10 protein-coding genes are annotated in these 11609 nt (G+C 70.4%); 1 reads left to right on the top strand and 9 read right to left on the bottom strand.

Annotated elements, in window-relative coordinates; all coding sequences use genetic code 11:
• Positions 1 to 459: 459 nt before the first annotated feature.
• The gene (locus ACFVJX_RS33195) at positions 460 to 1467 is read right to left on the bottom strand and encodes a stage II sporulation protein M (protein WP_384135513.1); all 1008 of its coding nucleotides are present in this window, start codon (positions 1465 to 1467) and stop codon (positions 460 to 462) included.
• 120 nt (positions 1468 to 1587) lie between these two features.
• On the opposite strand from ACFVJX_RS33195, the gene ACFVJX_RS33190 reads away from it, so the two are divergent.
• A complete protein-coding gene (locus ACFVJX_RS33190; RefSeq protein WP_384135515.1) occupies positions 1588 to 2553 on the top strand; it encodes an RDD family protein in 966 nt (321 codons plus the stop codon).
• Here the strand turns inward: ACFVJX_RS33190 and ACFVJX_RS33185 are convergent.
• The 8 genes from ACFVJX_RS33185 to ACFVJX_RS33150 form a co-directional block, all read right to left on the bottom strand.
• Positions 2550 to 3161: a hypothetical protein gene (locus ACFVJX_RS33185; protein ID WP_384135517.1), complete on the bottom strand. Its 612-nt coding sequence runs from the start codon at positions 3159 to 3161 to the stop codon at positions 2550 to 2552. The two genes, ACFVJX_RS33190 and ACFVJX_RS33185, sit on opposite strands and share 4 nt — an antisense overlap.
• Positions 3162 to 3384: 223 nt before the next feature.
• Positions 3385 to 4842, bottom strand: a complete 1458-nt coding sequence (gene ahcY, locus ACFVJX_RS33180) for an adenosylhomocysteinase (RefSeq protein ID WP_384135518.1) — start codon at positions 4840 to 4842, stop codon at positions 3385 to 3387.
• Positions 4843 to 5086: 244 nt separating this feature from the next.
• On the bottom strand, positions 5087 to 6172 hold the full coding sequence (locus tag ACFVJX_RS33175; RefSeq protein WP_384135520.1) for a cation diffusion facilitator family transporter: 1086 nt from the start codon (positions 6170 to 6172) through the stop codon (positions 5087 to 5089).
• A 95-nt stretch (positions 6173 to 6267) separates the two neighbouring features.
• Positions 6268 to 7443: a mannose-6-phosphate isomerase, class I gene (gene manA / locus ACFVJX_RS33170; RefSeq protein ID WP_384135522.1), complete on the bottom strand. Its 1176-nt coding sequence runs from the start codon at positions 7441 to 7443 to the stop codon at positions 6268 to 6270.
• A 164-nt stretch (positions 7444 to 7607) separates the two neighbouring features.
• Positions 7608 to 8744, bottom strand: coding sequence for an SIS domain-containing protein (locus tag ACFVJX_RS33165; RefSeq protein WP_384135524.1), 1137 nt, complete (start codon positions 8742 to 8744; stop codon positions 7608 to 7610).
• Between the two features lie 46 nt (positions 8745 to 8790).
• Positions 8791 to 8973 (bottom strand): Trm112 family protein, encoded by a 183-nt coding sequence (locus tag ACFVJX_RS33160; RefSeq protein WP_018552946.1) that lies wholly within the window; start codon positions 8971 to 8973, stop codon positions 8791 to 8793.
• A gap of 527 nt (positions 8974 to 9500) precedes the next feature.
• Complete coding sequence (locus ACFVJX_RS33155) at positions 9501 to 10874, bottom strand: phosphomannomutase/phosphoglucomutase (protein WP_384135525.1); 1374 nt, start codon at positions 10872 to 10874, stop codon at positions 9501 to 9503.
• An 89-nt stretch (positions 10875 to 10963) separates the two neighbouring features.
• Positions 10964 to 11344, bottom strand: coding sequence for a DUF3499 domain-containing protein (locus ACFVJX_RS33150; RefSeq protein ID WP_384135527.1), 381 nt, complete (start codon positions 11342 to 11344; stop codon positions 10964 to 10966).
• Positions 11345 to 11609: the final 265 nt, after the last annotated feature.

Below are 11609 nucleotides of genomic sequence, written 5' to 3'. Positions count from 1 at the left end.
CTCGGGCTTTCCTCCGGGCGCTTCCCTTCGGTCTTGCGTTTCCGACTCTATCAGACTCTTTCGTGTCCGATTCCCGGTCGAAGCGGGCCTCGCATTTTCGCTTTCCAGTTCTTCGCTTTCGCGTTTCCCTTTCCAGCGATTCCAACCTTACCAGACCCGTCTTCGTTCCGTTTCCGGTCCGAATTTGATTTCCGGTGGCCGTTGGAGTGGCCTTGCCTTTCGGCTGATTCGACTTTATCAGAAGCAGTTCGGCCGAACTAATCGGCCGCATGTTCCAGAGAGTGGGAATCAATGGCTCTGCGGAAATTCAATTTCCGGTGAGAGCGAGATGACGCTAACTGCTGGGCCCGAACTTGTCCAGTTCGAGGCAACCGTTCGAATCTACCTCCCCCAATCCGCCGTGTCAACGGTTTTTTGGGGCGAAGAGGAGACTAGCAGGTCAGATGAGTCGTACGCACATCAGGCTGCGACCGGAAGTTCTGCACTTCGTTCGGCGTCCGCGATGTCGCCGGCGTCGCCCGCGCGGGCCGCCCTGCCACCAAGGACGTAGACGTACGCGAGGAAGGCCAGCTCCGCGGCGATCCCTACGGCGATGCGGGCCCAGGTCGGGAGGCCGGAGGGGGTGACGAAGCCTTCTATGACACCCGAGACGAAGAGGATCAGGGCCAGGCCGATGGCCATGCCGAGCGCGGCCCGGCCTTGCTGCGCCAGCGCTGTGCGCCGGGTGTGCGGACCGGGATCGATAACGGTCCAGCCCAGGCGGAGGCCCGTACCGGCTGCCACGAAGACGGCTGTCAGTTCGAGCAGCCCGTGCGGAAGGACCAGGCCGAGGAAGGTGTCGAGCCTGCCGGCCGACGACATCAGCCCGATGCCCACGCCCAGGTTGAGCACGTTGAGGAAGAGGATCCAGATCACCGGGACGCAGAGGAACGCGCCCAGCACCAGGCACATGGCCGCTGCCTGAGCGTTGTTCGTCCAGACCTGAGCCGCGAACGAGGCCGCGGGGTGGCTTGAGTAGTAGGTCTCGTACTCCCCGCCAGGGTTCGTCATGCGCCGGAGGTCTTCCGGAGCGGCAATGGCCGACTGGACCTCCGGATGGGTCCCGATCCACCAGCCGATCAGTGCGGCAAGGAGCGTGGAGAGGACAGCCGTCGGTATCCACCACTGCCTGGAGCGGTAGACCGCTGCGGGAAATCCCGCGGTGAGGAAGCGCGCGGCGTCGCGCCAGGAGGCGCGACGGGTGCCGGTCACCGTGGCGCGGGCTCGGGCCACCAGTTGTGTCAGGCGCGCGACGAGCAGGGGGTCCGGGGCGCTGGACTGGATCAGGGAGAGATGGGTTGCCGTGTGCTGGTAGAGGTCGACGAGCTCGTCGGCTTCCGCGCCCGTGAGCCTGCGCCCGCGGTGCAGGAGGTGGTCCAGACGGTCCCACTCGCTGCGGTGGGCGTTGACGAAGACGTCGAGGTCCATGGTCGGCTGCTGCTCCAGGCATGGGTGCGTACGGGTCCGTACTACTGCGTCGCGTTTTCGGGTCAGCTTGGCAGACTGTGGCTCCGAGGGGCAGGGATGGTCGGCGAAGGGTGGGCGGCGATGAGTGAGCTCGTGACCGGGGACGCGGTCGTACTGGGGCTGAGGCCGGCGAAATTGCCGAGCCGTGCGCTGGCTCTGGTCATCGACCTGGCGGTGGTGGGCACGGTGTTCGTCCTGGTCTCGGTCGGCCTGGTCGTGGCCACGGGCAGCCTGGACGACGCGGCGACCGCTGCCATTTCGGTGGCGGCCTTCCTGCTGGTCCTGGTGGGAGGGCCGATCGCGGTGGAAACGCTCAGCCACGGCCGTTCGCTGGGGAAGCTGGCGTGCGGACTGCGGGTCGTACGGGACGACGGAGGGCCGATCCGGTTCCGGCACGCGCTGGTGCGTGGGGCGATGGGTGTCGTGGAGATCCTCATGACTCTCGGGGTCGTCGCCTCCCTCGCGTCGCTGGTGTCGGAGCGTGGGCGACGGCTGGGCGATGTCTTCGCCGGGACGCTCGTCGTGCGCGAGCGGGTGCCGGCCGGACGGTCCGCTGCTGTTCCGCCTCCGCCGCCCTGGCTGGTGGGGCGCTTCGCCGGACTGGATCTGTCGGCGGTCCCGGACGGACTGTGGCTGGCGGTGCGCCAGTACCTGACGCGGATGCACCAGCTCGACGCGGACGTGGGCCGGACCATGGCCGAACGTCTGGCCGGTGAACTGGCCGGATGGACCGGTGTCCCGACACCCGCGGGCGTGCCCGCCGCCGCGTATCTGGCGGCCGTGGTCAACGAGCGGCAGGCCCGGGACGCTCGTCGGCTGTACGCCGCTTCCCGGACGGGAGTTGACGGCCCCGGGGCCGGTACCGGCCCCGGTGGTACGGGACTACCGGGGCCGGTACCGGGGACGGTGCCGGGGCCGCCTCTCCGGCCCGCAGGACCGACAGCAGGACCGACAGCAGGACCGACAGCGGGTCCGACAGCGAGTGCGGCTGCTTCCGGGGTGGAACGGCCGCGGCCGCCCGCTACCGGGTTCGCGCCGCCCGCCTAGCGGGTCGAGGGCGGGGACTCCAGTTCCTCCAACTCGATGCCCGGGGCCGAGAGGACCACATCGCCGGCGATGTGGATGGTGTGCTGCTCGCCGGTGTCCAGGGCGTTGACCTGGTATTCGTCCACGACCAGCGGGCCGTTGTCAGTGGCGTGCGCTTCACTGTTCACCAGAGCCCAGGACTGGTCGACAGTGCGGGGCGCGAGGACCGGATCCGTGAAGGTGACGACGCGGAGACGGGTCACGGGGGAATCGGGGGTGAGGCGCAGCAGGCGTGTGGTCGCGACGAGGAACGCGGGGGAAGTGCCGGCGAAGGTGTGGGCGCGGACGTTGCCTTCGTCGGCGTGTGTGCCGGTCGGATCCGCGCGGACCCAGGTGACGCCTTCGAGGGCGGCGCCACGGATCTGCCAGCTCGCGGCGTGGAGTTCGAGACGGATGGGGCGGCCGAGTTCGTCGAGGGTGAGGTCGATGGAGCCGAGGTGATCGCCGGACGGGGCGGTCGTCTGGGAGACATAGCGCCAGCCCGACGGGCCCGGTGCGCAGTGGAAGTGTTCTTCACCGAGGGGGGTGTGGTCGTGAAGATCGTGGAGCGAATATCGGCCGCGGGGCATGGGGTCCTTCGGGTTCCTCGGGCTGTGCGGGTGCGGTACGAAGCAGGCCCCCGACACGGGGGTGCGGGGGCCTGCTTTCGTAGCTGCTGCTGAGTCACCGGAACCTGTGGCGCTGTGGCGTCCTCAGGTTCCGGGACCCGGGCCTCGGGGTCCGCCGGTGGCCGGTGGTCACTGACCGGTGGTGACCATGGCCGGTCACCGGCGGGCCGCCGCGGCTACCGGATCAGTAGCGGTAGTGGTCGGACTTGTACGGGCCCTCGACCTCGACGCCGATGTAGGCGGCCTGCTCGGGGCGGAGCGTCGTGAGCTTCACGCCGAGCGCGGCGAGGTGGAGGCGGGCGACCTTCTCGTCGAGGTGCTTGGGCAGCACGTAGACGTCGGTCGGGTACTCCTCGGGCTTGGTGAACAGCTCGATCTGGGCCAGGGTCTGGTCCGCGAACGAGTTGGACATGACGAACGAGGGGTGGCCGGTGGCGTTGCCCAGGTTCAGCAGGCGGCCCTCGGACAGCACGATGAGGACCTTGCCGTCGGGGAACGTCCAGGTGTGGACCTGCGGCTTGACCTCGTCCTTGACGACGCCGTCGATCTGGGCGAGGCCGGCCATGTCGATCTCGTTGTCGAAGTGGCCGATGTTGCCGACGATGGCCTGGTGCTTCATCCGGGCCATGTCGGCGGCCATGATGATGTCCTTGTTGCCGGTCGTGGTGACGAAGATGTCGGCCTGCTCGACGACGTCGTCCAGGGTGGCGACCTGGTAGCCGTCCATCGCCGCCTGCAGGGCGCAGATCGGGTCGATCTCCGTGATGATCACCCGGGCGCCCTGGCCGCGCAGGGACTCCGCGCAGCCCTTGCCCACGTCGCCGTAGCCGCAGACGACGGCGGTCTTGCCGCCGATGAGGACGTCGGTGGCACGGTTGATGCCGTCGATCAGCGAGTGGCGGCAGCCGTACTTGTTGTCGAACTTCGACTTGGTGACCGCGTCGTTGACGTTGATCGCCGGGAACAGGAGGGTGCCGTCGCGGTGCATCTCGTACAGCCGGTGCACACCGGTGGTGGTCTCCTCGGTGACGCCGCGGATCTCGGACGCCAGCTGGGTCCACTTCTGCGGGGCCTCGCCGAGGGTGCGGTTCAGCAGCGTGAGGATGTACGCGTACTCCTCGCTGTCCGCGGTCGAGGGGTCCGGGGCCGCCCCGGCCTTCTCGAACTCCACGCCCTTGTGGACGAGCAGGGTGGCGTCACCACCGTCGTCGAGGATCATGTTCGGCCCGCCGGTGGCGGTATTCGGCCAGGTCAGAGCCTGCTCCGTGCACCACCAGTACTCTTCGAGCGACTCGCCCTTCCAGGCGAAGACCGGGACGCCGGCGGGGGCGTCCGGGGTGCCGTTCGGACCGACCGCGATGGCCGCGGCGGCGTGGTCCTGGGTCGAGAAGATGTTGCAGGAGGCCCAGCGGACCTCGGCGCCGAGGGCGACGAGGGTCTCGATCAGCACCGCCGTCTGCACGGTCATGTGCAGCGAACCGGTGATGCGGGCGCCGGCCAGCGGCTGCGCGGCGGCGTACTCCTTGCGGATCGACATCAGGCCGGGCATCTCGTGCTCGGCGAGGGTGATCTCCTTGCGGCCGAAGGCTGCGAGGGAGAGGTCGGCGACCTTGAAGTCCTGTCGATTGGCGACCGTAGTCATACGGGCTGCTCCTCGTGATGGGTCGAGGGTGGGTGGGCGGCTCTGCGGTGCCGGACATACGAATGCCCGAGCGGCTCGCAGCGCAGTCCGTCGGAGGCCCTCTCTCCCTCGGCCGGTCCGCGTACGGACCGCTCGACCGCCATCAGCAGCGACGTCTGGCACTGCCGTCGAATCTACACCGAACGGCCCAGCCGCTCCCAGCCCACCCGGGTCGGGAACGGCCTCGAAGGCGCATCGGGTTCGGTCAGTGGCCGGATTCCGTCGGCCCAGCCGTCGGATCGGCTGTCGGATCGGCTGTCGGATCGGCCGGGGTGTCGGGGGTCTCTTCGGGGGCGGGCGCGGGGGGTGTTGCCGGTGTGGCCTGGGCGGTGGGCGATCCGCTCGGCTTCTTGGCCGGGTTGGTTCCGGCCCGGGCCGCCGCCTCGCTGTAGATGTCCGGTTCCAGGTAGATGACCCGGGCGATCGGGACGGCCTCGCGGATGCGGGACTCGGCGGCGTTGATGGCGTTGGCGACTTCGGTGGCCGTGTCGTCGTGCTGGACCGCGATCTTGGCGGCGACCAGCAGTTCTTCCGGTCCGAGGTGGAGCGTCCGCATGTGGATGATGCCGGTGACGGTGTCGCCGTCCACCACGGCGGCCTTGATCTTCTCGACCTGTTCGGTGCCTGCGGCCTCGCCGAGCAGCAGGGACTTGGTCTCGGCGGCCAGGACGATCGCGATGACGATCAGCAGGATGCCGATGCAGAGGGTGCCGATGCCGTCCCACACCCCGTCACCGGTGCCGAGGGCCAGGCCCACACCACCGAGGGCGAGGACCAGACCGATGAGCGCGCCGAAGTCCTCCAGCAGCACGACGGGGAGCTCGGGTGCCTTCGCGCGGCGGATGAACTCCGTCCAGGACAGCGCACCCCGGGTCTCGTTGGACTCCTTGATGGCCGTACGGAAGGAGAAGCCCTCGGCGACGATCGCGAAGACCAGGACCCCGACCGGCCAGTACCAGGCCTCGATCTCATGCGGGTGCTTGATCTTCTCGTAGCCCTCGTACACCGCGAACATGCCACCGACCGAGAACAGCACGATGGAGACGAGAAAGGCGTAGATGTAGCGCTCGCGTCCGTACCCGAAGGGGTGCTGGGGGGTGGCCTCGCGCTTGGCCTTCTTGCCGCCGAGCAGCAGGAGTCCCTGATTGCCCGAGTCGGCGAGCGAGTGGACGCTCTCCGCGAGCATCGACGACGAGCCACTGAACAGGAACGCCACGAATTTGGCCACTGCGATCGCCAGGTTGGCGCCGAGCGCCGCCACGATCGCCTTGGTTCCGCCTGACGCACTCATGGGTGCCTGGTGTCCCTTCGTTCGGTGCTACGGCTGCGGCTCCGGCTGCCGCGGTACGGCCGGACATTCTTGCAGTCCATGGTGCGGACGGTATGTCAGGCCACCACAGTGGCACGGAACAGCGTGCCGGTACCGGTCACTTCGGCCGTCTCCCCGGCCGGTACGAAGACCGAGTCGCCGGGTACGAGGGCGAGATCGCCGGCCTGTGGTGCACCCGCCGTGCAGAGCAGGATCTGCGGCGTGGACGCGGTCAGGTCGACGGGGTCGGCACCGGGCGAGAGGTCGAAGCGGGAGAGCCGGAACTCGTCGACCGGCGTCTCGTACAGCTCCTCTCCCGAGGGGGACGCCTCGGGCCGCAGGACCCCGGGATCGGTCGCCTCGAAGCGGACGATGCGCAGGAGTTCGGGTACGTCGATGTGCTTGGGCGTCAGCCCGCAGCGCAGCACGTTGTCCGAGTTCGCCATGATCTCGACGCCGAGGCCGTCGAGGTAGGCGTGCGGGACTCCGGCGCCGAGGAACATGGCCTCGCCGGGCTGGAGTTGTACGTAGTTCAGCAGCATGGCCGCGATGACGCCGGCGTCGCCCGGGAAGTGGTGGGCGATGCGCGCGTACGGGGTGTACGCGCCGCCGATCCGTTCCGCGGCGGCGGCCGCCGCGGTCACCGTCTCCGCCATCTGTGCCGGGTCCGCGGTGAGGATCGCCGTGAGGACCTCGCGCAGCGCGGCCTCCTCGGGGTGGGCCCGTAGCAGGTCGGCGTACGGCTTGAGGGAGTCGATGCCCAGCCCCTCCATCGCCTCGGCCGCCTCGATGGGATCGCGGAAGCCGCACAGGCCGTCGAACGGGGTGAGCGCGCAGATCAGTTCGGGCTTGTGGTTGGCGTCCTTGTACGTGCGGTGGGGGGCGTCGATCGGGACGGACCGGCGCTCCTCGTCCGCGTAACCCTGCTGCGCCTGCGCGAGGTCGGGGTGGACCTGAAGGGAGAGCGGGGCTCCGGCGGCGAGCAGCTTGAGCAGGAAGGGGAGGCGGGGACCGAACTTGTCGACGGTGGCGGAGCCGAGCTCGCGGACGGGGTCGGCGGCGATGACGTCCGTGAGGGGTTGCTCGGTGGCGGGCCCGGATTCGGTTCGGGTTATGCGGGAGGGGGCTCCGGGGTGGGCGCCCATCCACACCTCGGCCTGGGGCTCGCCCGTGGGGGCGACACCCAGCAGGGCGGGGATGGCTGTGGTGGAGCCCCAGGCGTACGGGCGCACGGTGTTGGAGAGCCGGTCCATGGAGTTCGTCCTCGTGCTTTGTGGGATGCGCGGATCTTGATGGGTGCGGGGTGGTGCCGGAGTGCGTGGTGGTGCGTGGTGGTGCTGGAGTGCGTGCGGTGCGTGGTGATGCTGGAGTGCGTGGTGGTGCCGGAATCCGTGGTGGTGCCGAAGTGCGTGGTGGTTCAGGCTCGGGCTTCCGAGGCCAGTGCCAGGTAGACCGCGGCGAAGTCGGTGACCGCGAGGAGTTCGGCGAGGGCTTCGAGCCTGCTGCCCTCCTCCGGTTCGAGCTCACTGATCGGCGTCTCGTGGCCGAGGGCGAGTTCACGGGCCGCCGGGGCCGCGCTCAGGCCGCCGGTGGGCCGGTCGCGCAGCAGGACGACCCGGGCGTGCAGGGCCTCCGGCTCGTCGACCCGGTCACGGAAGAACTCGTCGGGGTCGGCTCCGGCGGCGAACGCTCCGGCCAGCAGTCCCCCGTGAGCCGGGAGCGCCTCGGGGAGTTCGGCCGCGAGGGCCGGGCGGCCCGAGAGCTCCGCCAGGACCGCGGCGAACCGGCGTCCGACCGGGCCCGCGGACTCGCCCTCGGTCCAGACGAGCGGAAGGCTGTCCGCGAGTTCGGCGGCCAGGGTCTTCGCCGGATTGCTGTACGTCGCGACGGCCGGTCCGCAGCGTTCCGCCGTGCGGTCCAGGCGGTCGGCGACGCTCTCCAGAGTCTCCGGGGGTGCGGTGACCAGGCCGACGCGGTCGAGCAGTGCGAGCAGCGGTGTGAACAGCGCCCACAGGGTGCCCGGGCCGGCCGCCGACGTCTCGGCGTCGTACTCACCGTGCGGGGCGGAGGCCATCGGTACGACGAGGCCGTGCACGCCGTCGACCGCCTCGCGCAGCGGGGACTGCCGGGGGGCGACCGCCACGACGGTGCAGCCTCGGCGGTACGCCTGCTCGGCGACGAGTGCCAGGCCGGGCTCGGAGCCGTCAGCCGTGGCGATGAGCAGCAGGTCGAGGGAGCCCGCCCAGCCGGGGAGCGTCCAGCGCATCGCGCCTGCGGCGGGGGCGACGCCGGTGGGGTGGATGCGGGTGACGGGCGCGGCGGCGCCGGCGAGGGCGCCGATCAGGTCGGCGACGCCGGATGCGGCGGTCCCGGAGCCCGCGACCAGGACGGCACGGGGGCGGCCCTCCGGGTTCAGCGCGAGGATTCCGGCCTCTGTCGCGTGCCGGGCGGCGGTACGGACCCTGGCCCCTGCCTCGGCGGCACCGTGCAGCAGACCGCGGCGGTCGGCTCGGGCCAGGGCTTCCGGGGCGTCGAGCAACGACTCGTCGAGCATTTGGACGGTCCTCCGATCACGTGCTGATCACCCGGGTGTGGGGCCCTTACGCGGGGCGGCGGGCCTCGTCGACGAGGAGGACGGGGATGCCGTCCCGTACCGGGTAGGCCAGGCCGCAGTCCTTGCCCGTGCAGACCAGTTCGGGGCTGTCGGCTGCCGACCGGTCGTCGAGGGGGGAGTGGCAGGCCGGGCAGGCCAGGATCTCCAGGAGGCCGGCTTCGAGCGGCATGGGGTGGGTCCCTTCGGGCGGGCGCGAGTGCGTGTGCGTGTGCGTGGTGTTGCTCTTGGTGTGGTGCTTGGTGCTGTTCTTGGATCGGGCGTCGTCAGCCTACCGCTGGGGTGGCGGGGGCGCGGGCCGGCCGGGGGGCTCGTGTGCGGGGCGGGGGCGCGGCCCGGCCGGGGCCCGTGTGCGGGGCGGGGGCGCCTGCGGCGGGCCTTGTCCCCTACCCGCCCCTTCCCGTAACCGGGGCTCCGCCCCGGACCCCGCTCCTCAAGCGCCGGAGGGGCTGGATTTCGGGGCCGAGGTTGGTCAGAGGGGCGGGATTGGGGAGCCGGAGGTCGGTCAGGGGCCGGATTTCGGGACCCAGGTTGGTCAGAAGGACGGGATTCGGGAGCCGGAGGCCGGTCAGGGGCCGGATTCGAGGTTGGCCATGAAGGCCAGATTGGGGGCCAGGGCCGGCCACGAAGGCCGGAATGCCGGAATGGGAGTCCGAGGTCGGTCAGGGAAGAGTCGGGGACGTCTTGGCCGTCGAGGGTTCAGGGGCGGCGGATCAAGGACAGGGCCTCGTCGCGTACCGCTGCCATCGTTTCCTCGTCGCGGGCCTCTACGTTCAGGCGCAGCAGCGGCTCCGTGTTGGAGGGGCGGAGGTTGAACCACCAGTCCGGGGCCGTGACCGTCAGGCCGTCCAGGTCGTCGGTGGTCACGTCCTCGCGGTCGGCGAACGCCGCTCGTACGTCCGCGGTGCGGGCCTGCTGGTCGTCGACCGTGGAGTTGATCTCGCCGGAGCCGGTGTAGCGGTCGTACTCGGCCACCAGGGCCGAGAGAGTCCCCTCCTGGCCGCCGAGCGCGGCCAGGACGTGCAGGGCGGCCAGCATCCCGGTGTCGGCGTTCCAGAAGTCGCGGAAGTAGTAGTGCGCGGAGTGCTCGCCTCCGAAGATCGCGCCGTGCGCGGCCATCTCCGCCTTGATGAAGGAGTGGCCGACCCTGGTGCGGACCGGGGTGCCACCGTTCTCGCGTACGACCTCCGGGACCGAGAGGGACGTGATCAGGTTGTGGATGACCGTGCCGCTGCCGCCGTTGCGCGCCAGTTCACGGGCGGCGACCAGTGCCGTGATCGCCGACGGGGAGACACCCTCGCCCCGCTCGTCCACGACGAAGCAGCGGTCCGCGTCGCCGTCGAAGGCCAGGCCCAGATCGGCGCCCTCGGCCACCACCCTGGCCTGGAGGTCCACGATGTTCTTCGGGTCGAGGGGGTTGGCCTCGTGGTTGGGGAACGTGCCGTCCAGCTCGAAGTACATCGGGACGAGGTCGACGGGCAGGCCCTCGAACACCGTCGGGACCGTGTGCCCGCCCATGCCGTTGCCCGCGTCCACGACCACCTTCAGCGGGCGGATCGCGGTCAGGTCCACCAGCGACAGCAGATACGCGGCGTAGTCGCTGAGCGTGTCCCGTTCAGTGATCGTGCCGGGGGTCCCGGCCCCGGCCGGCTGGGGGGTGCCGGGCCCGGACCACTTCTCGACCAAGGTGCGGATCTCCGCGAGGCCCGTGTCCTGGCCGACCGGCGCGGCTCCGGCCCGGCACATCTTGATGCCGTTGTACTGCGCCGGGTTGTGCGAGGCCGTGAACATCGCGCCCGGCAGGTCCAGCGCCCCCGACGCGTAGTACAGCTGGTCCGTCGAGCACAGACCGATCATCGTGACGTCCGCGCCGCGGCCCGCCGCACCACGGGCGAAGGCCCCCGACAGGGCCGGGGACGTGGGGCGCATGTCGTGGCCGATCACGATCGCCTCGGCGGCCGTCACCTCGACGAACGCCGCTCCGAACTGCTCGGCGAGGGCTTCGTCCCACTGGTCGGGCACGACCCCGCGGACGTCGTACGCCTTCACGAGCTGCGACAGGTCTGCGGTCACGGAACGGCCCTCCTGAGGGTTTCTTCGGACCGCCAAAGTACCCGGCGGTCCCGGACGCCTCACCTGCCGGGCGGCGTACCGGCGATCGCTCAGGAGTCGGGCGAGCGCAGCACGCGGAGGTGGCCCCGGCGGGCGACCTCCATCGGGTCCGCGGCGCGGGGGCCGGCACCCCTGGTCCCGTCGCCGCCGCGGTCCTGCGGACGCGCCGCTTCCCGTACGGCGTTGGCGAGCGCTTCGAGGTCGTCACCACTGGGGCGGGTGGGCGCGGAGGGATCTGAGAGCCGGACGACCTCCCAGCCGCGGGGCGCGGTGAGCCGCTCACTGTGCTCGGCACAGAGGTCGTAGCAGTGGGGCTCGGCGTAGGTGGCGAGCGGGCCGAGGACCGCAGTCGAGTCGGCATAGACGTACGTCAGTGTCGCGACGGCAGGGCGGCCGCACGCGGTGCGCGAACAGCGACGTACAGGGCTCACGATGGTGGACGCTACCGCACTCTTGAGCGGGCTGCGACGACTCTCCCTCAGGTCACCCCACCGTGTCGCCCTGTGACCTCGCACACAGCCGCCTCCTCGACAACTCCCCTGACCTGCATGGCAACAGAGGGTCGCCGGCCGTGACGGTAATGATTCCGGTCACCACTCACCCCAAAAGCGGTCATAAGGCATGAGGTCAGCGATCGGGAGCGGGGCCGGAAACGGGCTCCCTCATGGCCGGATTGTTCAACAACGGTCAGCCCGG

The sequence above is a fragment of the Streptomyces sp. NPDC127177 genome, from assembly GCF_042672475.1.
Lineage (GTDB): Bacteria > Actinomycetota > Actinomycetes > Streptomycetales > Streptomycetaceae > Streptomyces.
The sequence above is the reverse complement of the archived record's forward strand: the minus strand, read 5'-3'. Positions and strand labels throughout refer to the sequence as shown.